We start from the raw sequence: 26121 nt of genomic DNA, 5'->3' as shown, positions 1-26121 counted from the left end.
AATTTATGCTAAAACCTCTTTGAAGTAAATTCAAAGGGTTTTTTCTTTTCCACCCTTAACTCTTTTAACTCTCTTTTATGAATAATATCTATCCTTACACTATATCAATATTGTAAGGATATTAAATGTCAATGATACAGTAATGGGCTTAATTATTATTTTATTGGGGAGTGGGAGCTGTGGACTACGCTGATTGTAAACGGGAGATGGTGGAAACAATAGAAGCCTACTTAATATGCCTAGATCAAAACCTTAGAATGTTGAATTTGCTTCAAGTTTATGAGGTGCTGACAATTGAACAGGAAAAGAACCTTTCTAAAAAAACAAAACAAATTAGAAAAACAGTAAACGCATTGAAGAAAAGATTAGAGTTTAAAAAGGATACTAATTACCTATATATATGTATAAATGAAATACTGGAGGTTTTTCTAGAGGTGAAAAATAATGAAGAAGAGCTAATAGATATATTAGAAACTAAGGCACAGTTTCCACATGCCACAAGTACAAAGTTATTTATTGAATATTGTATATGTGAGTTAGGAATAAGAATGTTTATGGGCTTTAAGGATAGAAGAAGATTTATATTGTTAGGCTATAAGCTTTATGACAAAATAGAAGGGATTAAATCATAAATAAGGTGCACTCTTTTGAAGTGCACCTTATGAAAAGTATAAACTGTTCTTTATTGTTTAAATACCTAATTCTTTACGTTTTTTCTCAATATGGTCAACATAAATCTTAATAGTCTTTTCGGCATCTAGTTCCACCATAAGCTTACCCAGACCAAGAGTTTCAGTAGTTTCTGTTAAGGTTTTTACTACAACATCGCTTCCTGTCACTGAAGGAACTGGAGCCACATGAACTAACCAACCTAAAGCAATTGCTGTACAAGCATCTGCAACAGCTTTTTGCTCTAAATATTCTGGTGCCCCTATTACTAGTGGTAATTTATCGGTATCTACATTTAATGCATCAGCAAGCTCCATTGCTGTATGAGTCATTTTTCCTATATCCACACAGGCACCATAGGATAATACAGGAGGAATACCCAGCTGCTTGCATACTGCCTTCAGGCCTTCACCTGCTTCATCAGCCGCTGAAGGATGGGTGAGGCCGGTATACTCCATAACTGATGAAGTACAGCCACCTGATAATACTAAAATATTATTTTCAATTAACCCTTTAGTAATTTTGAATATATTGCTACCTCCCTGACCATATCGGGCAGTTGTACAGCCTACTATTGTAGCAATACCTCTAATATTACCATTAGCTATTTGTTCAATTAGAGGGTCGAAGCTGCCACCTAGAGCTTCTCTAATAGATTCAGTACTAAAGCCCACCATACATTCTGATGTATAGGGTGGAATGTAAACCTCTCTATTTTCAGATCTTCTCTTGCTATATGCTTCGATAGCCATATTTAAAACTTTTTCAGCCTGTTCATTCATCTTTTCAGGCACAAAATCAAGGGTTTCGGTACCTTGGAGTTTAATAACTGGGTGGGTACTAACAAGCTTAGTACCAAAACGTTTAGCATAAATAGGAAGAGTAGGCACTGTACAGTTATAATCGAACATAAATAAATCTACTACTCCAGTTGCCAATAGGTATTCCTCTGATAGCCATTCACCCTCTTGACCTCCAAAAGCCCGCATATTTTGTGTACCTGCATAGTTTAAAAGCTGTTGACCTTCGCAGACGTGACCGAAAATTTGAATTCCATTGGCACCAGCCTGCCGAGCTTTTTCCTGCCATTCATCTGAAGATGCCATTTCAATAGCTACATGAGCAAGTAGAGGCATATGACCATTGGTAATAATATTAACCATGTCTGGACTTAACAATCCCATGTTTTGTTTTTGGAAGCTAATTTTTTGAGTTCCCATTAGTATTTCCTGTAAAATATCTAATGCAAATAAACCTTGATATTCATTGGCAACCCCTAGCCGAACCGAATTTAAAAGAAAGTCAATTGGATCGGAGGTGAAATTAGTCATACATTTTGTTTGACTAAAGGCAACCTCACTATAGCCTCCGCCTGGGAATAGGCCTAGCTCTCTCCATAACTTCTTGCGTTTTGTTGGAGCGAAGGCTTCCACCAACTTTGAATCATCATGGGCAGGTCGATGGATGTCATCTATAACAAATTGACCGAAATCTATCGCTAGCTTTTCAATAGACTTGTTAGTATCAAGTCCCAGCATTTCTGCATACTGCTTTAACTTTTCAGAATCTCTTATTTTTAAACCACTTTCGGGATGTTCACCGGCTGCCTTTAAGGTTCTAGCTGCTTGATGGGCATGAAAAATATTAGCTGATGTACCAATGGTTACATGTCTATAGACAAAGTTCCGGGCCACCATTGTGTGGGCATCTACACCACAAACTCCTCTAGGAGCCTTGGGGTGGATTCTACATGGGCCGTTGGCACATAATTGACATGAAAGTCCTTCAACGCAATGGCGGCATTGGGGCTGTTGTTGAGAAAATCGATCAAATACATTTGTAAAATCTGCGTTATGTACTACCTGATACATTTCTCTCATTGCAGGGTCCACAATAACATTTAGAGGGTATCCTTCAGGCTTTTGATCATCTACCTTTATATGATCTCTTTGCCATTGATGTACCTTATCGGGAGAAGGGGATTTCTCAATATTATCATAATTAATCTTTATTTTTTCATGTAAATCATCATGATAATTTGGATCATTAGTTCCGCTAATACCTGAAGAATCTGCGGTTAAGCTAACCTTGCCAGGGCTTATGGTATTCGTACTGTTTTGTAAATTTTCCTTTGACTTATCAGACATAAAATCAACCTCCATTCTTGATATACACTTATTTTTACAAAATAAGGCGGAAGTTATGTAAAGAAAACTCGTAAACTATTAATTTTAAAATAATCATATTATATGTACCAAACAAATACATAATAAACTAAGCTTTCATTGAGTTTGTTTTTATCTTATAATAATATTATGAGGAGGATTGTCTATGGGCTTTTATGAAGAATTTAATAAATACTATGATGATATATTTCCAGCAGCTAAACCACAGTTAGATTTTTTAATGGCTAGAATTCCAATAGAAGGCAAGGTTATGGATGTAGCATGTGGTACTGGAAATTACGCTATACCCTTAAGTGTTCAGGGAAATGAGGTTTTTGCAGTTGATTTTGATGAGGGAATGATAAAGCAATTAAATATAAAGGCTAAACTTAACGATATAAAAATACATACCTATAAGGAAGATATGCGAAAAATAGGAGAAAGACTTAAAGAACACAGCTTTGAAAGCATTTTTTGTATTGGAAACTCATTGGTACATTTAACAAAGCTTGAAGAAATCTATAGGGTGTTAAATGATTTTTATAGACTACTTAGTGATAATGGAGTCTTAATGCTTCAGACAGTGAATTATGATCGTATTTTAAAATATAATATAAATGAATTGCCTACAATTGAAAACACTGATGCAGGTGTAAAATTAATCAGAAAATATAGATATGACCAAAATAATAATATTATTCATTTCGATACTCAGCTGGCGGTTAAGAAAAATCATGAAGATAAGAGCTTTAATAACACTGTTCCACTTTATCCATTAAGAAGCAACGAAATAGAAGAAATCCTTAATAATATGGGATTTAAAAATTTAAAATTTTATGGCAGCTTTGGTGAAGCCGACTTCTGCATAGATTCATTTGGTATGATTATTGAAGCAAGGAAATTTTAAGGAGGTTGATTATTGAAAACTACGAGTGAAATACTAAAAAAAATACCAGCCTTTTCCACCCTGAGCAATGAAAATCTTGAAAAAATTAAGGATATAACTTTAGAAAGAAACTTTAGAAAAGGTACCATTGTCTTTATGGAGGGAGATCCCGGTGAGGCTTTTTATTTCATAAAGTCTGGTAAAATAAAGGTTTTTAAAACAACAGCTGATGGTAGAGAGCTTATTTTTGCAATTTTAGGGGATGGTGATGTTTTTGCTGAAGTAACACTATTTAATGATATGAATTATCCAGCCTCAGCAGAAGTATTGGAGGATGCAAGTATAGGAATGATAAGCAATAAGGCTTTAGAAGATTTGGTTGTAAAAAATTCCAATATAGCATTAGGTATTATAAAAGTACTGAGTAAAAAGCTTTTTAACTCTCAGCAAAAAGTAAAGGAGTTAGCATTGGGAGATACCTATATGAGGACAGCTCAAATGATTATAAAGCTTTCTGATGAGCATGGAGTTAGTACAGAGGGTGGTATTGAATTAAAGCTTAGCATATCAAGACAGGAGCTTGCTAACATGATTGGTACTGCCCGTGAAACTGTCAGTAGGGCACTGGGGCAGTTTAAAAAGGAGGGCTCTATTGATATTAGTGGTAAGAAAATTATAGTGAAGGATATAAATAAGCTTAAGGACTGGATTCAGTAAATAGAGTATATTACAGATATAGTATTTATTATAGCGTCTACTTTCCAAAGAAGGTAGATGTTTTTAATTGGACAAATATTAGATTTTTCGTATCTCTATTTCTTATTCAGTGTTGGCATCAATGCTTTATTTTAACATATCTTGGTAGCTATAAACTCTATTAAAAAATACTTGAATGCTAAACAAAAAAATGATATGCTTGTTATATCCCATCCCAGGAGAGGGGGGGTAAAAATTATAATAACTAATAGGAGGAAGTAATATATGAAAAAATCAATTATGTCTTGGTCTTGGGTCTTTATTGTTCTATTTTTTACTTTAGGAATCATAGATATTCGATTCGGTATATTGGGATTAATCTGTATGTTGGTGCCTATATATCTAGCACTAAGAGGTGGAGGGAGAGTACATTGTGCCAAGTACTGTCCCAGAGGCGCTATGCTGGGCAAATTTTTACAAAAACTCAGTTTTAACAACAGCTTACCTAAATTCATTAATAATAAAATAGTTAAAAATCTTATGCTACTATGGATGGTTGGAATGTTTTCTATATCTTTATTCATTTCAAGGGGAGATTTTACAAAAACAGCCTATGCAATTTTTAGAATGATGGCTATGTCCACAACTGTTGGTATTTTTATGGGAGTAGTATTCAAGCCTCGAAGCTGGTGCCAAATCTGCCCCATGGGAACAGCTACTGGGCTAATAGAAAAATCACAAAAGAGAAAACCAGCAAAAGCAGCCTAACAAAATTAGTTTTTTTAATAAAATCTTTATATTTTAGAAAATATATGAGAAAATATAATTGACTTTATTCTAGATTAAGGAAGTGAAATTGTGGAAGATAAAGAAGTTAAAAAAGATATAATTAATAGACTAAAAACCATTAAGGGACATATTCAGGGTATTGAGAATATGATTGAAGAAGGTAAAGAATGCCATGAGATACTATTACAGGTAAATGCTATAAAATCTTCAGTGGAAAAGGTAGGTCTATTAATTATTGAAGATAATGCAAAGGAATGCTTAATTAAAGACAATATCTCTTCGGAAGAAGTAGAGAATATAGTAAAGAGTATTATAAAGTTTTTAAAATAGATACAAGTTATATAATAATTCTGAATATTAGTTGGAAAATTATATTAGATTTGTTATAATGTTTTTAAGAGCAAGTATCAAATTTAAAATCTCAGTACGATAACTATAAACCTTGGGGGGATATGTTTAGTTTATAGCTAGGCTATATATGATAAAAAGTTGTCGAAATAGAGGTTAATTATGATATATTGATGATTTAGACGATTTTGGCAACTATGATATGAATAGTTGTCTTTTTCTATTAAATAGTGATAAAAATGCTTATATAAAAACTATTACATAAATCAGTTTCATCTAAAGACAGGACAAGTTGTGTTATTAAAATATTAATTATGATTGTCAATAAAAGAAAATAAATTTGAGAAGATAAGGTGGTATAGTGAAAGGTTTATATAATTGTTAATAGATTTATTAAAGACTTGTTCTTTTTTACCAAGATACATCAAAAACATATGCTTTTGTTGGTAGAAAGGAACAGTTTTTTATTAGAAAATTTTGATAATTCGCAGTTGTATGCCAATGCAAGAAGTTGGCATGGTACTTGCTTATTAAAAATATAGGAGGCGGTACTGTGGTAAATCGGTTTTATGAGAGAATACAAAGAAGTCCTGTTGTGGCTGCGGTAAATGACCTAAAAAAACTCGACAATGCTATTCAATCACCTTGTGAAATTATATTTTTACTGACGGGCAGCATATTCAACTTAAAGGAAATTGTAAGTCGTGTCAAAAAAGCAGGTATGGACATTTATGTTCATATAGATTTGATGGACGGGTTTTCAAGAGATTCAGTAGCACTGAAGTACGTCCACGAAAATGTTCGGCCAGATGGAATAATTACTACTAAAAGTAGTCTTATAAAGACTGCTAAGGAGATGGATATATTTATTATACAACGTCTCTTTATTCTAGATTCACTTTCTTTAGAGACAGGTATAAAGTCTATTAGAACAACGAAGCCCGATGCTATAGAGATATTACCAGGAATAATGCCGAAAATTATTAAGGTTGTTAGTAGAGAGACAAGAATTCCACTGATAGCCGGTGGACTCATTCAAGATAAAGAAGATGTTATAGAAATATTAAAGGCTGGAGCAATAGGAGCTTCATCTAGTAAGGAAGAGGTTTGGCAACTCTAGAAAAAAGATCTGAAATGGAGGAAAGCTAATGAGTAATAAAAAAATCTTAGCTTCGGTAATTTCCTTAATGATCCTTCAAATTATTATTTTATCTTTAAGAATAAATACCATAATGCTTGTCATATTATTTGCTATAGGTTCTTATTTAATAATATACCTAGTTTGGTCTTTTAAAGTAAATTCAAGTGTAATTAGTAGAGGCAGTAATAACGACAGCTCAACTATTAAAGATGATTCTACAATAACAAGTAAAATGTTTACTCTATTAGAAAGCATTGGCTTTGATATTCAACAACTGCTTTTTCTCTCAAAGGATAATACAGGAGCGTTTAACCAGTTGGCAGAAAGCTCTTACAATGTAGCAAAGGATATGGAGCAAAATGTAGCCAGCACTCAAGAGGTAAACGCTAATGTAAATCAACTGGTGAGTAATTTTGATAAATTAAACAACAGAATTATGGAAATAGAAGCATTTTTGCAGAAGTCCCTTAGAATGCTGGATGAAAACAGAAACACTATAGAAAGCATTAATATATTTAAAGAAAGCTTAAAGGAAGAATTTACTGTAGCATCACTGAATAATAAATCTCTTGAGGAATATTCAAATGTGATTTATCAGACAGTTGACTACATAAAAAAAATGTCTAGCCAAATAAACCTGCTGGCCATTAATGCAGCTATCGAATCAGCTAGAGCAGGAGAAGCCGGTAAAACCTTTGCGGTAGTAGCAGGGGAAATTAGAAAATTAGCTATGGAATCAGGAAATGCCACAGGTGAAATTGAAGCAATTATAAATAATATATCGGAGAAGATTCAGCACTCCAGCAGTTCAATGGATAAGTGCAGTGAAAAGGTACTAGATCTTGACCAAGTACTTTCTGAATCGTATAAGGCTATTAATCAAATTAAAAATACTATTAATGATGTTAACACTGAGGTGTTGAACTTAAGGACCATGGCAGAGGATCAGGTATCTTCATTAAAAGAAATTGATGAAGCAATGGGATACGTGGCAGGTATTGTGGAAAACACCAGTGGAATAACCTTTAATTCAATACAACTAATTGACAAGCAGAAGGATAAAAATAACGAAATTCTTGACTTTTGCACAAAGCTTAGTGAAATGACAGAAGATATGCAGCTTATTGCATCGTCGCTTAAGGGAGAAAATGAAATCGTTTTCGGTGTGAACCCCTTTACTGTACCTCAGATCATAAAAGACACATATGTACCAGTATTGGAGACCATATGCAAGAGCATAGGCTATGAGGCTAGGACCATAATTGTAAAGGATTATGATGCCCTTGCAGATGGAGTGGGGAATGGAGTTATTGATATAGGTTGGTTTTCTCCATTTGCTTACGTAAATGCAAATAAAAAATATGGTGTTGAAGCATTACTCTCCCCTATGGTTAATGGGAAGGTATCATATAAGGGCTATATTATTGCAAGAAAAGACAGTGGTATAAAATCCTTAAAGGATTTAAAAAATAAGCACTTTGGATATGTAGATGTAAATAGCGCTTCTGGATATTTATATGCAAATTACCTACTGAAGGAGGAGGGATTAGATCCCAACAGACTATTTGCCAAGGCGTCTTATCTGGGAAACCATGATAATGTAATTAAAGCAGTCCTAAGCAAAGAGGTAGAGGCAGGAGCAACCTATGATGAGGCATTTGAAAGTGCACTAAGCAGAGGGGTCAACACCGATGATTTAATAATCTTAGCTAGAACCCCTGATATTCCCAAAGATGCATTGGCTGCAAAAAAGGAGCTTGATAAGGCCATTACTGAGGAATTAAAGAAGGCATTTTTAGGTGTGAAGGATTATCCCGGTATAAATACACCTATTGAGGGCTTTATTGCAGTAACAGATGAAACCTATGATATGATTCGTGCGGTGTAAGCTAGTATTTGATGTTTTGATAATCCAAGGCATTTTATGCCTGTGATTATATATTAAATTATAATATTATGAAGGGAGGAAATTATTATGAAACATGTTGGAACTATGATTGGAGCTGCAATCGCTGGTATGTTTGTTATGTCTGTGTGGGGTGCATTTTCTGCCGAATATGGTATTGGCGGTGGTTGGTTTGCAGGGTTTATTATTATAGGTACTATGTGGATGCTGAACCACTATATTGGAGTCATTAATAATGATGGCGCGTTCGTAGACATGGCAGCTGGTATTGGTGTTGCAGGCTTCATGAGAGGTGTTTTCGAAAACGGAGTTCAGGTAGGTCTTGATTCTATACCAACATTGGCATTTGTAATCCTTGGTGGTGTTCTTGGTGGAGCAGCAGCAGTTGCCTTTGAAAAGTATCAAGCGGCAGAAAAGGCAAAAGCACAAAAGGCAGAAGCCTAAATCTATTTGATAAATAAGAAGGGAGGAAAATAAAATGACTTTACCAGCAATAATTACAACTATGGCAGGTGGCTTTATATTTCCATTTTTGCTTAGACTAATATGGGGTAAAATGTGTGAAGATTGGGGATCAATAGGCGGATATATGGCTGCAGGCTTTATAGTAGGTACAACTTGGTGTCTAAACCATGGCGTAGGACTTATGGTTCAAAGTGGAGGCGCTTGGGTAGATATGGCATTTGCAGCAGGTGCAGGTTTATTTGTTGCTTCAGCACTATCTGGTGACAATGTACCTAAGGGTTTAACTAATTTATTGTTTGCCATTATAGGTGGTACACTTGGAGGATTCATTTTATCACTATTATAAGCATAAGTTTTACTAAAATGCTTAACTAAACAAGTAATAGGTATCATTTAAATGTACTGATTTTAAAAAAAAGCAAGGGGGAAGAAATATGGATGCTAAAAAGTATATCTTAGCTTTAGACCAAGGAACAACCAGCTCAAGAGCAATTATATTTGATTATGACGGTAAAATAGTAGCGGTTGCTCAAAAGGAATTTACTCAAATCTATCCAAAGGCTGGATGGGTTGAGCATGACCCTATGGAAATTTGGGGAACTCAAAGTGGTGTAGCTAGAGAAGTTTTAGAAAAAGCTGGTGTTAGTCCTCAAGAGGTAGCTGCAATTGGTATAACTAACCAACGTGAAACTACAGTAGTATGGGATAAAACTACTGGTAAGCCAGTGTACAATGCAATTGTTTGGCAATGTAGAAGAACAGCTGCCATCTGTGATGACCTAAAGCGTAGAGGTCTGGAGCAATATATTAGAGACAATACTGGTTTAGTAGTAGATGCATACTTCTCCGGTACAAAGATTAAATGGATTCTTGACAATGTTGAAGGTGCAAGAGAAAAGGCTGAAAAGGGCGACTTGTTATTCGGAAACATTGATACATGGTTAATTTGGAACTTAACTAGAGGTAAAGTTCATGTAACTGACTATTCAAATGCTTCAAGAACAATGCTTTATAATATTAAAGAGCTTAAGTGGGATGAAAAAATCCTTGCTGAAATGGGAGTTCCTGCTTCTATGCTACCTGAAGTTAAGCCTTCTAGTCATGTTTATGGCTATACTGATCATGAAACATTTGGTGGTGCTGATATTCCTATCGCTGGTGCAGCTGGTGACCAACAGGCAGCATTATTCGGTCAAGCGTGCTTCGAGCCAGGAATGGCAAAAAACACTTATGGAACAGGCTGCTTCATGCTAATGAACACTGGTGAAAAATTTGTTCCATCTAATAATGGATTGTTAACAACTCTTGCTTGGGGCGTTGATGGCAAGGTTGAGTATGCTCTAGAAGGTAGTATATTTGTTGCTGGAGCTGCTGTACAATGGTTAAGAGATGAATTGAAAATTATAAGAGATGCTCAAGAAACTGAGTATTTAGCGACTAAAGTAAATGATAGTAATGGTGTTTACTTAGTACCTGCCTTTGTTGGAATGGGCGCACCATACTGGGATATGTATGCAAGAGGTACTATTGTAGGCTTAACTAGAGGAGCAAAGGCGGAGCATATCGTTAGAGCAACTCTAGAATCAATTGCATATCAGACAAGAGATGTTTTAGAAGCTATGCAAGAGGACTCAGGCATTAATCTTCAAACATTGAAGGTTGATGGTGGAGCCGTTGCAAATAACTTCTTAATGCAGTTCCAATCTGATATTCTAGGCGTTAAGGTTGATCGTCCAGAGGTTACAGAAACAACTGCCCTTGGAGCAGCTTACCTAGCTGGTTTAGCAGTAGGATTCTGGAAGGATAAGCATGAGATTACAAAGCGCTGGAAGGTAGACCAGACATTTGAACCAGTACTTGCTGTAGAAGATAAAGAAAAACTTTACAAGGGCTGGAAAAAAGCAGTTGAGCGTTCTCTTAAATGGGAAGACGAGGAATAGGAGAAGGCAACTAAACCTTTACAATCATTTATAGAGATGATATAATGAAATAAATAAATAATGAATGGCAGAGATTGGAGAGCCACGTAAAACTACCTAAGGAATTAGGTGAGTTTTATGTGGCTTTTTTTCTTTATTATTCTATATTCAATTAAAGGGTGGAGGAGATGAATTTATGAAGGTAGATGTTGCCATTATAGGTGCCGGCGTAATTGGGACATATATAGCTAGAGAATTGTCTAGATACAGACTTAATACTGTTATTATAGAAAAGGAAAACGATATCGCAGACGGAACTACAAAGGCCAATAGTGCCATTGTTCATGCAGGCTACGATGCTAAGATAGGAAGCTTAAAGGCAAAAACTAATGTTTTAGGAAATCAACTTTATGAGGAGCTATGTAGAGAATTAGACGTGCCATTTAAACGAATAGGTTCACTGGTTGTTGCCTTTAGTAACGAGGAAATGGAAACATTGGAAGAATTATTAGAACAAGGCAATAAAAATGGTGTTCCAGATTTAAAGATTCTTCATAAAGAGGAATTAAGGGAAATGGAGCCTAATTTAAGTGAAGACGTTACTGCAGCCTTATATGCACCAACAGCTGGAGTAGTGGGACCATTTGAACTAGCAGTTGCTTTAGCAGAGAATGCTGCCGATAATGGTGTGGAAATTCTTCTAAATAGCCCAGTTACTTCCATTGATAAAAAAGACGATGGTTACAATATAATAGCCGGGACACACAACATAGATGCTAAATATGTAATAAATTGTGCAGGGCTATATGCAGATGAAATAAATAATATGGTGAACAAACCATACTTTGAAATAATACCAAATAGAGGACAGTATCATCTTTTTGATAAAAGCACCGGAAACTTCGTCAATAAAATTGTATTTCAGTGTCCTACAAAGGTTGGGAAGGGTGTTTTGGTATTACCAACAGTTCATGGGAACATATTAATTGGTCCTACTGCTGAAAATACTGAAGATAAAGAAGCCCATGAAACAACAGGAGAGGGATTTGCATTTCTAAGAGAAAAGGCAGAAAAGGTAGTAAAGGATTTTCCCTACTATAAGGTTATTACCTCTTTTTCTGGATTAAGAGCAAAGACCGCTACAGGTGATTTTATTATTGAGGAAGTAAAGGAATCTAAAGGATTTATAAATGTGGCTGCAATAGATTCACCAGGTTTAAGTGCAGCTCCTGCCATTGGTAATATGGTAGTTGATATTTTAATGGAAACAGCTGGTGGTATTGAAGAAAATAAAAACTTTAATCCGAAAAGGAAAGCCTTCAAGCCATTCAGTGAATTAGCTATGGAGGAAAAGAAGCAATTAATAGATAAGGATCCCCGGTATGGTCGTATTATATGTAGATGTGAGCAGATTACTGAAGGAGAAATTGTAGACGTAGTTAATAGAAGAGCAGGTGCATCAACCCTTGATGCTGTCAAAAGAAGAGCTAGAGCTGGAATGGGAAGATGTCAAGGTGGTTTTTGTGGACCAAGGGTTATGGAAATTATAGCCAGAGAGCTTAATATGGATATTGCTGATATCGTTAAAGATAGACCAGATGCTTATATTCTCACAGGCCCAACTAAAGCCAGTAAAACCAAAATAGATACACTAGCTGCAGCGACTAAAGAAGAGTAAAGGGGGATGAGACGGTGTTAAACTATGATATCGTTGTTATCGGCGGAGGTCCAGCTGGATTAGCAGCCGCCATTGAAGCAAAAAATAATGGAGTAAATCGAATACTTGTTATTGAAAGAGATAGAGAACTGGGTGGAATTTTACAACAGTGTATTCATAATGGCTTTGGTCTTCACATTTTTAAGGAAGAACTGACAGGACCAGAGTATGCTGAACGTTTTATTGAAGAATTACTTGAGATGGGAATCGAATACAAATTAGACACTATGGTATTAGATGTATCATCTGATAAAGTTATATATGCAATGAATACAACAGAAGGAATATTAAATATTCAAGCCAAGGCAATAGTTCTGGCTATGGGATGTCGTGAACGTACAAGGGGAGCTATAAACATACCAGGAACAAGGCCAGCAGGGATCTTTACTGCAGGGACAGCACAACGATTTGTTAATATGGAAGGATACATGGTTGGTAAAAAGGTTGTAATACTAGGTTCTGGAGACATTGGATTAATTATGGCTAGAAGGATGACTTTAGAGGGAGCAGAGGTAAAGGCAGTGGTTGAATTAATGCCTTACTCTGGTGGTCTAACTCGAAATATTGTTCAGTGTTTAGATGACTATAATATACCGTTATTTCTTAGTCATACGATTACTAATATTAAAGGGAAATCAAGAATTGAGGAAGTAACGGTGGCGAAGGTAGACGAAAACCGCAGACCAATTCCAGGAACAGAAAAAGTTTTCGATTGTGATACATTATTACTATCTGTTGGGTTAATACCTGAAAACGAGCTTTCTCAAAATGCAGGTGTGCAAATACATCCTTTAACAGGAGGACCTATTGTAAATGAGTCTATGGAAACTAGCATAGGTGGTATATTTGCATGTGGTAACGTTCTTCATGTACATGACCTAGTTGACTGGGTAACTGAAGAAAGTAGACGGGCAGGGAAAAATGCAGCTAGATATGTTAAAGATGAACTAGTGTATAATGGAGCTGCAATAAAAACTGAAACAGGATATGGTGTAAGATATATAGTTCCGCAGGAGGTCCGCGTTGAAAATATAGAAGACAATTTACAATTAATGATGAGGGTAAGTGACGTTTATCGGAGTGCAAAGATGGTAATAAAGCTTGATGATGAAGTGTACAAAAAAATAAAGAAAAACCACCTTGCACCTGCTGAAATGGAATCTGTTAATATACCAGTAAAGGATTTAATAAATAAAGATTTTAAAACCATAACAGTTGCACTTGAAGTTGAGGAGGGGTAACAATGAAAAAGCAGAATATGGTTTGTATTGCATGTCCCTTAGGCTGCCAGATTGAGGTTGAACATAAGCAAAACGGAGAAGATCAATATATAGTTACAGGAAATAAATGTCCAAGGGGTAAAGACTACGGAATAAAGGAAATGACTAATCCAACTAGGGTGTTAACTTCAACTGTAAAGATTAAAAATGCACATCTTAACCGATTACCAGTCAGAAGTATAGGCGAGGTACCCAAAGGTTTAATTTTTAAATGTATGGACGAGATAGATGATGTAGAGGTTATTTCACCTATTAAAGTAGGGGATATAATTATAAAAAATATAATGAATACTGGTATTGACATAGTTGCCTCAAGGAGTATGTAATTAGAGGGGGGAGATAGAATAATGAAAATTGCAAATGTTACTAACATAGATAAGAATAGAAATAATATTAAAAACAGTTTTATTGACCACCAATTTGAAATTTTTCAGTATGCCATGGATGGTATTTGTATAATAAATGCTACAGGAAAAATTGAATATGTCAATGAAGCCTACGGCAGGTTGTTTAACGTTAGTAACTTTGCCATGATTGGGAAAAGCATCTATCACACCCATAATGATGAACTGCTACTGAAGGGATTAAAAAACAAAACTAGGATGAGGGGCGTTATAAAAGTTGATAATAGCTGTTGTGTAGGTGCTTATATAACTCCTTTAATGGATAATAATAAATTTATTGGAATAATGGCAGCATATAGGGAAATGGAAAAAGAAGAGGTGGATGATAGACAGGTTGTTCATTTACCTTCTTCTAAAACGGAAACTCAAATAGAACTAAGTGCACCATTCAAAAAAATGATTGGTGGAAGTCGTTTAATGAAAAGAGCTCTTTGGTCTGCTGAAAAGGCTGCCAAAACCAATTCAACTGTGCTAATTAGGGGTGAAAGTGGAACTGGTAAGGAGCTAGTCGCAAAAGCTATACATCATACAAGTAATAGAGCAGATAATGGATTCATTAGGGTAAATTGCGGTGCTATCCCATCAAATCTTTTGGAATCAGAGCTTTTTGGACATGAGCAGGGTGCATTTACAGGAGCAATCAAAAGAAAAATTGGTAAATTTCAACAGGCAGATGAAGGAACAATATTTCTAGACGAGATTGGTGATATGCCTTTAGAGATGCAGGTAAAGCTGTTACGATTAATACAAGAAAAAGAGTTTGAAAGGGTCGGAGGAAATGAAACAATAAAGTGCGATGTTAGGATAATAGCTGCTACCCATCGTAATCTTGAAGAGCAGATTCTTGAGGGGACATTTAGAGAAGATTTATATTACCGACTTAATATAGTGCCTGTATTATTACCTGCCCTGAGGGAACGAAAAGAAGATATTCCACAGCTATGTGAACACTTTATAGAAAAAATAGCGAGAAAAAATTATTGCAATGCTAAAATCATTGAGGATTCAGCGATAAAAGCTTTAACTCAATACAATTGGCCAGGAAATGTAAGGGAATTAGAGAACTTAATTGAAAGGTTAATTGTATTGTCAGAGGGAGAAACAATAACAATTGACGAGCTACCCTCAAATATAACTAATTTATATAGGGCTAACTACCATGAATCAAATGATGATGGATTAATAAATTTAGGTAAGAACGGTCAAATGGCTACACTAGACCAGTATGAGATGGAAATAATAAAATATGCTCTTCAACGGTTTAAGAGCTTCAATGCAGCTGCCAAGGCTCTTGGGATTACCCATAAAACAGTTGCCTTTAAAGCAAGAAAATATAATATAGTCGACTAAAAGAGATGAATCTACATCTCTTTTTTTTTGAAAAACTATTAATATATTTAAGAATACAATTTTTGCTTTAGTATAAAAATAAGACTAGCTTTAAAGGAGGGTAGTTTAATGAATAACAAGGAAAAAAATGATATTATCAGCTTACTGCATGAGTTGGAGAAAAAAAAGGGTTTTTTTAAAAATGTAAACCAGATCGATAAATATAACATTGATGCTATTATTGAACTAATTCAATACTCAAATGTTAAAGAATATGGGGATCCATTGTTTTCACGAAGGGAAATAAGGCAAGGTATAAAGAAGTACTTCACTGATGAATCATCTTTTAATTAAGGGGAGATTTGATGAAGAAAGGTATTTTTTTTGATAGAGATGGAGTTTTAAATGACAATGTAAAAAAGCATGTAAATAAGCCAGAGGATTTAGTTTTATATGAAGGTGTGACAGAGGCACTAAAAGAAGCCAGTAGCGCAGGTTATAAAATTTTCATAGTCACTAATCAAGGAGGTATCGAACTGGGGCATTTAACCCATGAAGCACTAGGGAAAATACATGAATGTTTAAGAGATCAACTAAGTGGGTATTGTGAAATAGAGGATATAGAATACTGCCCTGATTTTAAAAAGCCCAGTAAGTATAGAAAGCCTGAGGCTGGTATGATATTAAAGCTGGCAGAAAAGCATAATATAGATTTGAGTCAAAGCTGGATGGTTGGTGATAGAGATACAGATATTACTGCTGGTATAAAGGCTGGTTGCAACACTGCTAAAATTGGGGCTATTGATGAAAGAGCCAATATAAATGAACTTATGTTAGAACGAAATAAAGAAAGGAAAGTTGATCTTGAAGCAGTTGTTAGTGCTATTATTATAGCAGAATGAAAAGTTTGGGTTTTAAAAATAATTGTGTTAGAATAAATTTAGTAAAGTATATATAATTAATAACAATATAACATTTATAAGGAGGAAGATATAATGGCTAAGGAAGTAATAGTATACACCAGTAATACGTGTCCCCATTGTCATACTGCTAAAGAGTATTTGATGGAAAAGGGTATTAAATTTACTGAAAGAAATGTATCTGAGGATACCAGCGCACGCAAAGAGCTAATGAGTAAAGGAATTATGGCTGTACCTGTAGTGCAAGTTGGAGAAGAAACAATAGTTGGATTTGATAAAGGCAAAATAGAAAGTCTATTGGCAGAATAAAGATATACTTACTATAAATAAATTTAATGAATACAAATTAAGGGGAAACATTATTGGTATGTTTCCTTCTTAATTTCTATAGTTATGGGAGTGACATTATTGGAAGAGTTAATTGGATTAATCAAAAACCATAAGGATATGAGACCCCTTATGGAAATACAAGATGTCTATAAATTACTTTTTCAAAGCATATTGGGTTTAGGACATCTTCTAGTAAATCCAGAAGGAGCAAAAAAATTTTTATTGGAAGAATTAAATACTTTATCAAAAAATAAATTTCAGGAAGCATTAATTGAAGATATTTCTATGAGAAATGACATGGTTAGAATCAATTTAAGGCCTTTTTCAGAAAGAGGTATGTCACCAGAAATGCTATTTAGAGCAATGCTCCTTACAGAAAATGCAAATACATCAACTGTGAAAGACTTTATAGAAACGTGGACTTTACTTATTGAATTAGTTGAAAATGGTATTATAAATTTAAATATAATTGATCTTAAGAGATTTAACGAAAAAATTATTGAAATGAATTATCCAGTAATACATCATTCCATCATATACAATGTAAACTATCAACCAGCCTATAGAATTATTGATAGACGAATATTTGAGGAGATTTTTAATTGAACCTTATACCAGGTGGCATCACCCACCTGGTGATGGTTATTTTCCAACAAATAGCTGTGTAATCATAAGCTTATAAGGTCCACCTTTTTCAATTCCTATACCAACATGTGTGAAATTAGGATTTAATATGTTTTGCCTATGGGCAGCAGACTTCATTAAAGCCTCATGAGCTCCTTCTACAGTAGTATTGCCAGCTAAATTTTCACCGGCGAAAATGAATGAGATATTATGCTTATTCATCATTTCGAATGGACTACCATAGGTAGGAGAATAATGGTTAAAATATTGATTCTTAATTAAATCCTGTGATTTTAATCGAGCCAATTGAGTAAGGGTTATATCAAGTACTAAAGGATTTAAGTTTATCTTTACTCTTTCATGATTTATTAAATCAAGCATTCTTTGCTCTTCCTTAGATAAAGAATGTTCAAGTTTGTCATTGATTTTGACATCTTTACTTTGTATATAGGGTATAACCTCTTCTTTATTAATGCAACCAATATAACCTTCATCGGTTACTATAATATACCAATCATTAAAGCAACCAATAACATCTATGATACTATTGTGTTTATAAACCTTAACTACCTGTAAGTCTCTGCTAATACCTGAATACACATTAGCAATAGAATTTTTAACCAAAACCTGTTCAACCTCAGCCTCTATAAAAATTGAGGAGTTCTTTATTACACCTTTTGGGGTGTTGGTGCTACATGCAGTCAAGAGAATACATATAATAATAAGTAACATAAAAATTGAATTGCTTCTACTCAAAAAAATCACCTCAGGTTTTAGTATGAACAAAAACATTTCAACTCATTGCTGTTAATTATTACTTAATATTTATCAGTATTTTTCCAATAAAACAATTAACTAAACATATGATATAATTTCTATATAATATAAATTAAGGAGGGAAATAATGTCCATATTTCAGTTAATGAATCTAATTATTATTATTTTACTAATGGGAGTTCCAGTACTTATCACAGTTTTACTTTTAAGATATTTTAGTAAAAAGTCATCCTATAGAGAAGAAGACCTTCTACTTGAAAAAATAAGGGAATTAGAAAAACGCATCGAAGAATTGGAAAATCAATAGATTTATTATTTAAAGCTCTCCATAATATTAGAAAACTCTTCTTTATTAAATTTTAAATCTAACTCTACTAATGGTTTTTGTAAATTTGAATTAGTATAACTACCTATGTCGGGAGCTTTATTATATATAATACCAGTACATAGTCCATTGGTTTCAACTAACTTATTAAGCGAGCTTTGATAATCATCATTTTTATAGTCAGTAATGTCATCAAGATTTGTTAGGCTATCTCTAAACCATTGGTATGTATTTACTTTATTATATGTGACACAAGGACTGAAAACATTAACCATGGAAAACCCTGTGTGTTTAATTGCCTTAACTATTATATCCACCAACTGATCTTGAAAAGCAGAAAAACCTTGGGCAAGAAAAGTGGCACCATTGGCTAAGGCCAAAATTCCAGGCTGTATAGGTGGTTCTGTTGATCCATAAGGAGTGCTTTTGGTTATGAAGCCCCTTCCGCTTAAGGGGGAAGTGTGTCCCTTAGTTAGCCCATATACCTGATTATTCAATACTATATAGGTAATATTTATATCTCTTCTTATTGCATGAAGAGTATGACTTAAGCCAATTGCAAATCCATCACCATCGCCTCCAGCTGCAATAACAGTTAACTTCTTATTGGCCAGTTTAATTCCCTGGGCTATAGGCAAAGACCGCCCATGTATACCGTGAAAGCCATAGGCATTAATATATCCAGAAAGCCTGCCAGAGCAGCCTATACCTGTTACTATTGTCAGCTCTTCATTTGGGATTGTCAGTTTAGCTGAAGCTATCTGTATTGCCCTTAGTACTGAAAAGTGTCCACATCCTGGGCACCAATTTGGATTTATGCTATTACTATAATCCTTCATACTTTTCATTAATTAACACCTCTATTCCATCTATAATTTCTGAAACTGTAAAGGGAGTCCCATCATATTTTGAAATGGACTTAATTTTATTGTGGTTTCCTATCTCTGCTTTTATTATTGTGGCCAGCTGTTGAGAATAATTATTTTCAACAATAACTAAAAGGTCATAATCTTTAATTATTTGGATTAATTGCTTTTTAGGTAGAGGCTTTATCATTTTTATATAACCATAATCTACAGTACTTCCGGTTACCGCAACTGCCCTTTCAAGAATACCGTATGGAGATCCGAAGGTTAAAAATAGAATGTTCTTTTTATTATTCATTCTTATGACTATTTCATCTTCCTCCAATAAAGGCTGTAGCTTTTGCATTCGCTTTTCCATCATTAATCTTCGGTTTAGTGGATTATCAGTTGGAAGACCAAACTCATTATGTTCTAAGCCTGTTATATGATGATGACCATTTAAAACCCCTGGAAGTATGCGAGGGGATATACCATCCTCCGTTAAAAGATAAGGTTTTACACCTTCTGCCTCCTGCCTTAAATCGGACTCCTCAACTAATTTACCTCTGTTCAAAACTATATCCTCATAAGAGAATTCATCGATAGTTTGCGGTGATAATGACAGAGTTAAATCCAAAAGAAGTATAACAGGGCATTGAAACTTCTCAGCTAGATTAAATGCCCTAATGGTTGAATGAAAACAATCTTCTATAGTAGAGGGAGATAAAATAATAAGTGGAAATTCTCCATGACCTCCATAATATAGGGTAAACAAATCACTTTGCTCATGCTTGGTTGGTAGACCTGTACTTGGACCAACTCTTTGAGAATTAACTACTACAAGAGGCGTTTCTGTCATGCCTGCAAGACCAATACCCTCTAGCATTAGAGACAAACCAGGGCCTGATGTTGCCGTTATGCTACGAACTCCTGCAAAGGAGGCTCCAATAGTCATATTGACAGCTGCGATTTCATCCTCAACCTGTAGCATCAAACCACCATAACTAGGTAGACATTTACCTAAGTACTCCATTATTTCTGACGCGGGAGTAATAGGATAAGAGGAGACGAATCGGCATCCAGCCATTAAAGCACCAAATGCAATACTGTCATTACCAATCATCAAAGGACGATTTAATTCTTTCATAGGTATGTTTAAATGTTTTATATATTGATCTATGGTTTCCTTATCATATGTAAACACCCTTTCTAATATCTGCAAGTTTTGATTGATGATTTTTTTGCCTTTCTTATGAAATCTTTTTATAAGTATACTTGACACATGCTTCTGATTTATATCCAGCATTCTGCATATGAATCCTAAACTACATGTGCTTTTCATTAATGCTGAGCCCTCTTCTTTTGAAATTTTTGATACAGGGAGAGGAATAGCTGTTGCTTTTTCTGGCAGAGTAGATTTTAAAGAAAGGATATTGTCATATAATATCAATCCATTATTATCTAATCTATGATAATTATCTTTAAGGGTTTCTTCATCAAGTACTAGCATCATATCAATAGTATCCGGGATAGCCATTGTTTTTTCTAAACTAACATGAATAATCATTGTGGTGTTTCCACCCTTTATTCTTGAAGAGAAGGTCCTTTGCCCATAGGTATAATATCCTAAAGATGACAATACCTTCATAAGGTTTATTCCTATGCTTATAATACCCTCACCTTGAATCCCACCAACCAAAATAGTTAATTCGTCAATCATTGGATCACTCCTTTACAATGATATCTGTTAATATAATATTTCTACCAAAGAAGTAACATGTTAATCATATTACTAAAAAAGTTACTCCTCAGTGTAAAAGTATTGAGGTATTCTGAATTATTATATGATTCTTCGAGTAAAACATTGAAAATATCAGTGAAATAAATTTGGACAATTTCTATAATAAAAGCTAAAATAAATAAAAAATGTATGTATTTAGCTCTATAAGTAAACATTAAAGACATAAATATTTCTATTTATTGACATAGTTATAAATATCAGTTATAATTCAAAATAAAAAACGATGATTAAGGTAAGTAAAAACAGATGGTATGCTTAAGCGAATCGATGATGGTGAAAGATCGATGCAAAACCTTGTTTTGAATGGGCTTATGAGTGCAGGCTGAATATTAGTAGGTCATGACGGCTATCCTCCGTTAAAGGGATTGGTTGATTTTCAACCAGTAAGTGGTGTTTTACACAAGCTAGAGTGGTACCGCGGAGAGCTTCTCTTCGTCTCTAATAACCTTAGAGATGAAGAGATTTTTTGATTTTTGATTATCGTAACAGAAAAAAGATAGTAAAAAATATAGAATGCAATTAAACAGGAGGGAAAAATATGGAAAAGGAAAAAATAATTTTTAGTGGAGCTCAACCTACGGGAAGTCTTACATTAGGAAACTATATCGGAGCAATACAGAATTGGAAGGCTCTTGAAATGGATTACCAATGCCTTTATTCAATTGTTGATCTGCATTCACTAACTATAAGGCATAATCCAGAAGAGTTTAACAATACATGTCTTTCTTTTTTAGTACAATATCTAGCTTGTGGCTTAGATCCTGAAAAAAACATTATATTTTTTCAATCCAATGTACCTCAGCATGCTGAGCTTTCTTGGATATTAAATTGTTTTACCTACTTAGGAGAACTAAATAGAATGACACAGTTTAAGGAAAAATCTGAAAAGAATAAGGACAATATTAATGCTGGTTTATTTACCTATCCAGCTTTACAAGCAGCCGATATATTATTGTATCAGACTAATATAGTACCTGTTGGAGAGGATCAAAAGCAGCACTTAGAGTTAACTAGAGATATAGCACTCAGATTTAATTCTGCATATGGAGAAACCTTCACAGTGCCAGAACATTATATTCCAAAGGTTGGAGCAAAAATAATGAGCCTACAGGAGCCGGACAAAAAAATGTCTAAATCCGATGAAAATACTAATGGAACAATATTCCTAATGGATTCAGAAGACGATATTGTTAAAAAAATAAAAAGAGCTGTTACAGATACTGAAAATAAAGTAATATACTCAGATAATCAGGCTGGTATTAAAAATCTCATTACGATATATTCTACTTTAGGAAATTACTCAATTAAAGAAGTTGAGGCGATGTTTGAAGATAAAGGCTATGGAGCCCTTAAAAAACAATTAGCTGAATTACTTGTGGAGAGCTTAAAGCCCTTTAAGATAAAATATGAAGAATATATGAATAACCTTGATTATGTTACAACTGTTTATAAAAGGGGAGCCCAGAGGGCCACTGAAATGGCAGAGGAAACAATGAAGGATGTTAGGAATAAGCTTGGTTTAATAGCAAAATAGGTGACAGAACTCTGTCACCTCAGACTGATGAAAAACCCCATCTTCATCGTTACTAAAAAAATCTAGCGCCCTTACGTATTTCTTTATACGCTACGTACGCTAGGTTTTTTTGTGCCTCGAATCTATGACTTTTTGATCAGTCTGCATATTAATACCTCAAGTTGATTATTTTCTTATTGAAAAACCCGCCGACTCAATGGCAGTCGTTATTTCTTCAAGATTTTCACATTCCAATCGTACAACTATCTTAATAACATTTGTTGAGACATTAGGATTATCTATTATTAAACTTAAAATATTACCATTTTTTTTAGCAATGATATCCGTAAGTTGAGCTAAACGTCCTTTAATATCATAAGAGGTTATGACAAGCTTATGACCTTTATTTATACCTAAAATAGAAGCATAATGCTTAAAAATAGTCTTATGGGTTATAATTCCTAAAAAAACTCCATTATCATCATTTATGGCTATAAAGGGGATATTGGTATTGGCTAATAGAAGCGCAGCCTCCTCTGAGTCATTTGCAAGACTGAGGCAGGGCATATCCTTACGGGTTACCTCTTCTACTAATATTTCAGCATCTGGTGTTTCCATCATCCTTCTAAGTATTCTCTCTTTAGATATAACTCCCCAAAATTTATTATCCTTAACTACAGGTAATGATAAGAAATTACCTGTTTCTAATAGATTTAATGCATAGTTTAAAGTCATCTGACTTTCTACCAAAGTGAGACTTTTTCTTGGTAGAATAAAGCTTAATGAAATCATGCAAATATCTCCTCCTATACAATATGGTAGATAGGATAAAATTGTAATAAAATGTAAAACTATCCTATTTCAAATAAATACCCTATCTTTGATTCATAAAACATAAAATAAAAAAAATCTCTATCAAAAATATGCTAGTAATAAATCAAGTATTCTTAGTAATAATAAATATGAGGTGATAAATTATGACTAAAAGACCAATTGTACCAGAAGCAAGACAAGCCCTAGTTTCATTTAAACAGGAAATTGCTAAAGAACTTGGTTTGCAAAATGAAACCAAGGCAGGATATGTTGGAGGAAACATGGTTAAGAAGATGGTTGAAGAAGCCGAAAAGTCACTGACACATTTAGGGAGGTCGTAAAAAGGCATTAGGAAGGTCTTACAACCTTCCTTAGACCGATGAAAAATCACCATCTTCTTCGTTGCTTCGAAAACCTAGCACCTTTACGTATTACGTATACGCTACAGTGGCTAGGTTTTCTTGCGCCTCGAGTCTGCGGTTTTTTGATCAGTCTGCATTTTGATGACTTTGTATCAATCTGAGGAAGGTCTTACAACCTTCCTAAAATTTTGCTTATAAAAATAGTTTGATTCTATGATACAATAAGAGTAATGATACTAATGGCATAAAGGAAGTGAAGTTTTGAAAAGTAAAATATTTGGATTATTTATATTATTGCTTTTTGTAATTTTTGGAACCATGGTAGGTATTCAGATGAATTCTGAGGTTTCACTAAATCAAGATGATTTTAACTATCCAATTAATAGAGATTTTGAGGTGCAAGAAATTAATAATTTAACTGATGCAAATGAAGTTATAAAACAAAGAGTAGAGGAATTATCTAAGCTAATCGAAGACTACGAAAAAGAAAGAGCAACAGAAAGTATTCCATTAAGTAAATTAAGGACAGAGGTAAATCAGTATAAATTACTAGCAGGATATACTCCCGTTACAGGACCTGGAATTATTATTACTATAGAGGGCGATGTTGAGGAGAACATAGCAGAAATAGTAGAGAGCAGAAAATATTTAATTAATCTTGTTAATGAATTAAAAGCCTTTGGGGGAGAAGTGATATCTGTAAATGATTTTCGGATAACGGCACGTAGTGAAATTATCCAAGCGGGAAATCACATTATGGTTAATGGTACTTCAATTGCTCCTCCCTATGTTGTAAAAGCCATTGGAGATGTAAATTCATTTAAAAGATATGTTGAATATAGGACACTATTATTTGAATCTATGATGTCGGATGGTATAAGAACAAAGGCTGATTTTAGTGACGAAATTGAAATACGTGGAATTATTAGAGAGAAACCAATGCAATTTTTAAAAAGTATTAGTGAATAAAAAACAACAACAGGTAAGTATTACCTGTTGTTGTTTTTTTATTTTTACTTTGTAAATCTATGATTACCTATCACAGCTTCTATAGGTCTTTGAAAGCTCCAAACTGCAGTAGCAATATCAGGGTTATAGAAGAACAAGGAACCATTAGTTGGATCTACACCCAATATAGCTTGATAAGCAGCTTCATATGCTGATTCATTGGGTTCTAAATCGAATTGCCCATCTCTAACAGAACAAAATTGATTGGGCTGAAGAATAACGCCTTCGACAGTGTTGGGGAAATTTTCATCAGCTACCCTGTTTAAAATAACAGCACCAATTGCGATCATCCCTTCAAAATCTTCTCCTCTTGCCTCAGCATTTATTATTTTAGCTAAATAATAAACTTCCTCAGCAGAATAATCTTTTGCTTTTTGATTGTTAGGATTAGTGCCTGAGATTATCTGCTGTTATAAAGGTACTTATGGTATCCTCATACACAATAGTATCTGACCCATATTCTTTATAGGCATTAATCTCCATTACACCAGGTACCACAAAGCTACAAACTAATATAAGCATGATTATCATTTTTTTCATGTTTATCCCTCCCTAAAGCCTACGAGGTTAGCTGTCGGGTTCGGCTTGGGAATAGCCTACGTTTTAACGATTCACCCCATATTTGAATGGTTCCCCCGCAGTTTATTTTATAAACTTTCGGCTTGATTATATTTTTAGTATATAAGGGACAAATTATAATTTTATATTTATGGTATATTTGGAATGATTTATAAATAATAAAACATAACTATATTTAATGTTATTTATTTATAGCCCTTCATAAATAAAGTGTAGCTTATTCGAAGAGCAAAATAAATTAAAATTGATAGAAATGCCCATCCTAAGAAGGACGGAACAGTAAATTCATGAGTTCTAATAATAAGTAGAAAGGCAGCCACCACCAAGGATGATATGTAGGTATCGTGATTTTTTAATATTTCAATTACTGTTCTTTTAATAATAAACATATCAATAAGGGTAAATATGATAAGTGTTTTAAACCATTCCCATAAAAGAAAAGATCCAGTATTTATATATTCCATTTAAGATAACCTCCTGTCGTTATTATATTTATTATTGTGAAATTAA

30 protein-coding genes, 1 riboswitch and 1 other annotated feature are annotated in these 26121 nt (G+C 34.1%); of the genes, 22 read left to right on the top strand and 8 right to left on the bottom strand.

Going from position 1 to position 26121, the window contains the following annotated elements:
• The first annotated feature begins 179 nt into the window (after positions 1-179).
• Positions 180-632 carry a hypothetical protein gene (locus tag BLP68_RS10390; protein WP_091543182.1) on the top strand — a complete coding sequence of 151 codons (453 nt, stop codon included), beginning with the start codon at positions 180-182 and terminating at the stop codon, positions 630-632.
• Positions 633-689: 57 nt separating this feature from the next.
• Here the strand turns inward: BLP68_RS10390 and cooS are convergent, their stop codons facing one another.
• Positions 690-2816 carry an anaerobic carbon-monoxide dehydrogenase catalytic subunit gene (gene cooS, locus BLP68_RS10385; RefSeq protein ID WP_091543180.1) on the bottom strand — a complete coding sequence of 709 codons (2127 nt, stop codon included), beginning with the start codon at positions 2814-2816 and terminating at the stop codon, positions 690-692.
• Between the two features lie 184 nt (positions 2817-3000).
• On the opposite strand from cooS, the gene BLP68_RS10380 reads away from it, so the two are divergent.
• The 17 genes from BLP68_RS10380 (at position 3001) to BLP68_RS10300 (ending at position 17570) form a co-directional block, all read left to right on the top strand.
• A complete protein-coding gene (locus tag BLP68_RS10380; protein ID WP_091543178.1) occupies positions 3001-3741 on the top strand; it encodes a class I SAM-dependent methyltransferase in 741 nt (246 codons plus the stop codon).
• A gap of 12 nt (positions 3742-3753) precedes the next feature.
• Positions 3754-4437: a Crp/Fnr family transcriptional regulator gene (locus BLP68_RS10375; protein ID WP_091543176.1), complete on the top strand. Its 684-nt coding sequence runs from the start codon at positions 3754-3756 to the stop codon at positions 4435-4437.
• A 264-nt stretch (positions 4438-4701) separates the two neighbouring features.
• Complete coding sequence (locus BLP68_RS10370) at positions 4702-5184, top strand: 4Fe-4S binding protein (RefSeq protein WP_091543174.1); 483 nt, start codon at positions 4702-4704, stop codon at positions 5182-5184.
• A 90-nt stretch (positions 5185-5274) separates the two neighbouring features.
• The gene (locus tag BLP68_RS10365) at positions 5275-5535 is read left to right on the top strand and encodes a metal-sensitive transcriptional regulator (RefSeq protein WP_091543172.1); all 261 of its coding nucleotides are present in this window, start codon (positions 5275-5277) and stop codon (positions 5533-5535) included.
• A 571-nt stretch (positions 5536-6106) separates the two neighbouring features.
• The gene (locus BLP68_RS10360; protein ID WP_091543170.1) at positions 6107-6673 is read left to right on the top strand and encodes a glycerol-3-phosphate responsive antiterminator; all 567 of its coding nucleotides are present in this window, start codon (positions 6107-6109) and stop codon (positions 6671-6673) included.
• Positions 6674-6701: 28 nt separating this feature from the next.
• Positions 6702-8582, top strand: a complete 1881-nt coding sequence (gene phnD / locus BLP68_RS10355; RefSeq protein WP_091543169.1) for a phosphate/phosphite/phosphonate ABC transporter substrate-binding protein — start codon at positions 6702-6704, stop codon at positions 8580-8582.
• An 87-nt stretch (positions 8583-8669) separates the two neighbouring features.
• Positions 8670-9044, top strand: a complete 375-nt coding sequence (locus BLP68_RS10350; protein WP_091543167.1) for a Lin0368 family putative glycerol transporter subunit — start codon at positions 8670-8672, stop codon at positions 9042-9044.
• Positions 9045-9078: 34 nt separating this feature from the next.
• The gene (locus tag BLP68_RS10345; RefSeq protein ID WP_091543166.1) at positions 9079-9411 is read left to right on the top strand and encodes a Lin0368 family putative glycerol transporter subunit; all 333 of its coding nucleotides are present in this window, start codon (positions 9079-9081) and stop codon (positions 9409-9411) included.
• Between the two features lie 88 nt (positions 9412-9499).
• Positions 9500-11005, top strand: coding sequence for a glycerol kinase GlpK (glpK, locus tag BLP68_RS10340; RefSeq protein WP_091543164.1), 1506 nt, complete (start codon positions 9500-9502; stop codon positions 11003-11005).
• A 175-nt stretch (positions 11006-11180) separates the two neighbouring features.
• Complete coding sequence (locus tag BLP68_RS10335; RefSeq protein ID WP_091543163.1) at positions 11181-12662, top strand: NAD(P)/FAD-dependent oxidoreductase; 1482 nt, start codon at positions 11181-11183, stop codon at positions 12660-12662.
• A 14-nt stretch (positions 12663-12676) separates the two neighbouring features.
• Positions 12677-13942: an NAD(P)/FAD-dependent oxidoreductase gene (locus BLP68_RS10330; RefSeq protein WP_091543161.1), complete on the top strand. Its 1266-nt coding sequence runs from the start codon at positions 12677-12679 to the stop codon at positions 13940-13942.
• A gap of 2 nt (positions 13943-13944) precedes the next feature.
• Positions 13945-14307, top strand: coding sequence for a DUF1667 domain-containing protein (locus tag BLP68_RS10325; protein WP_091543159.1), 363 nt, complete (start codon positions 13945-13947; stop codon positions 14305-14307).
• A 21-nt stretch (positions 14308-14328) separates the two neighbouring features.
• Positions 14329-15735, top strand: coding sequence for a sigma-54 interaction domain-containing protein (locus tag BLP68_RS10320; protein WP_091543157.1), 1407 nt, complete (start codon positions 14329-14331; stop codon positions 15733-15735).
• Positions 15736-15843: 108 nt separating this feature from the next.
• Positions 15844-16068 carry a hypothetical protein gene (locus BLP68_RS10315; protein WP_091543156.1) on the top strand — a complete coding sequence of 75 codons (225 nt, stop codon included), beginning with the start codon at positions 15844-15846 and terminating at the stop codon, positions 16066-16068.
• Between the two features lie 11 nt (positions 16069-16079).
• Positions 16080-16616, top strand: a complete 537-nt coding sequence (locus tag BLP68_RS10310) for a D-glycero-alpha-D-manno-heptose-1,7-bisphosphate 7-phosphatase (protein WP_091543154.1) — start codon at positions 16080-16082, stop codon at positions 16614-16616.
• 93 nt (positions 16617-16709) lie between these two features.
• Complete coding sequence (locus BLP68_RS10305; protein WP_091543152.1) at positions 16710-16943, top strand: glutaredoxin family protein; 234 nt, start codon at positions 16710-16712, stop codon at positions 16941-16943.
• 99 nt (positions 16944-17042) lie between these two features.
• Positions 17043-17570: a hypothetical protein gene (locus tag BLP68_RS10300; RefSeq protein ID WP_091543151.1), complete on the top strand. Its 528-nt coding sequence runs from the start codon at positions 17043-17045 to the stop codon at positions 17568-17570.
• Positions 17571-17606: 36 nt separating this feature from the next.
• Here BLP68_RS10300 and BLP68_RS10295 read toward each other — a convergent pair whose 3' ends face one another.
• Complete coding sequence (locus tag BLP68_RS10295; RefSeq protein ID WP_176758966.1) at positions 17607-18344, bottom strand: CAP domain-containing protein; 738 nt, start codon at positions 18342-18344, stop codon at positions 17607-17609.
• Positions 18345-18492: 148 nt separating this feature from the next.
• Here BLP68_RS10295 and BLP68_RS10290 point away from each other — a divergent pair, with 148 nt between their 5' ends.
• Positions 18493-18672: a hypothetical protein gene (locus BLP68_RS10290; RefSeq protein WP_091543147.1), complete on the top strand. Its 180-nt coding sequence runs from the start codon at positions 18493-18495 to the stop codon at positions 18670-18672.
• Positions 18673-18677: 5 nt separating this feature from the next.
• Here BLP68_RS10290 and BLP68_RS10285 read toward each other — a convergent pair whose 3' ends face one another.
• Positions 18678-19538 carry a 2-oxoacid:ferredoxin oxidoreductase subunit beta gene (locus tag BLP68_RS10285; protein ID WP_091543146.1) on the bottom strand — a complete coding sequence of 287 codons (861 nt, stop codon included), beginning with the start codon at positions 19536-19538 and terminating at the stop codon, positions 18678-18680.
• Entirely contained in the window at positions 19516-21255 is a 1740-nt protein-coding gene (locus BLP68_RS10280) for a 2-oxoacid:acceptor oxidoreductase subunit alpha (RefSeq protein WP_091543144.1), read from the bottom strand. Before BLP68_RS10280 ends, BLP68_RS10285 begins: the two co-directional genes overlap by 23 nt.
• A 295-nt stretch (positions 21256-21550) precedes the next feature.
• Positions 21551-21779, top strand: a binding site (T-box leader).
• Positions 21780-21874: 95 nt separating this feature from the next.
• Between BLP68_RS10280 and trpS the strand changes: the two genes are divergently transcribed.
• Entirely contained in the window at positions 21875-22870 is a 996-nt protein-coding gene (gene trpS, locus BLP68_RS10275; RefSeq protein ID WP_091543142.1) for a tryptophan--tRNA ligase, read from the top strand.
• Positions 22871-23035: 165 nt separating this feature from the next.
• On the opposite strand, the gene BLP68_RS10270 is transcribed toward trpS, so the two are convergent.
• Positions 23036-23641, bottom strand: a complete 606-nt coding sequence (locus BLP68_RS10270; RefSeq protein WP_091543140.1) for a CBS domain-containing protein — start codon at positions 23639-23641, stop codon at positions 23036-23038.
• Between the two features lie 185 nt (positions 23642-23826).
• On the opposite strand from BLP68_RS10270, the gene BLP68_RS10265 reads away from it, so the two are divergent.
• Both BLP68_RS10265 and BLP68_RS10260 read left to right on the top strand, forming a co-directional pair.
• Positions 23827-24003, top strand: coding sequence for an alpha/beta-type small acid-soluble spore protein (locus BLP68_RS10265; protein WP_091543139.1), 177 nt, complete (start codon positions 23827-23829; stop codon positions 24001-24003).
• A gap of 282 nt (positions 24004-24285) precedes the next feature.
• On the top strand, positions 24286-24993 hold the full coding sequence (locus tag BLP68_RS10260; RefSeq protein ID WP_091543137.1) for a DUF881 domain-containing protein: 708 nt from the start codon (positions 24286-24288) through the stop codon (positions 24991-24993).
• A gap of 44 nt (positions 24994-25037) precedes the next feature.
• Here BLP68_RS10260 and BLP68_RS10255 read toward each other — a convergent pair whose 3' ends face one another.
• From BLP68_RS10255 to BLP68_RS10250, 3 genes are all read right to left on the bottom strand, one after another.
• On the bottom strand, positions 25038-25358 hold the full coding sequence (locus BLP68_RS10255; protein ID WP_278278216.1) for a cell wall hydrolase: 321 nt from the start codon (positions 25356-25358) through the stop codon (positions 25038-25040).
• 61 nt (positions 25359-25419) lie between these two features.
• Entirely contained in the window at positions 25420-25572 is a 153-nt protein-coding gene (locus BLP68_RS21750; RefSeq protein ID WP_176758965.1) for a hypothetical protein, read from the bottom strand.
• Position 25573: 1 nt separating this feature from the next.
• Positions 25574-25705, bottom strand: a riboswitch (cyclic di-AMP (ydaO/yuaA leader).
• A 91-nt stretch (positions 25706-25796) separates the two neighbouring features.
• On the bottom strand, positions 25797-26075 hold the full coding sequence (locus BLP68_RS10250) for a hypothetical protein (protein WP_091543133.1): 279 nt from the start codon (positions 26073-26075) through the stop codon (positions 25797-25799).
• Positions 26076-26121: the final 46 nt, after the last annotated feature.

It is taken from the genome of Alkaliphilus peptidifermentans DSM 18978 (assembly GCF_900101495.1).
GTDB lineage: Bacteria > Bacillota > Clostridia > Peptostreptococcales > Natronincolaceae > Alkaliphilus_C > Alkaliphilus_C peptidifermentans.
The sequence above is the reverse complement of the archived record's forward strand: the minus strand, read 5'-3'. Positions and strand labels throughout refer to the sequence as shown.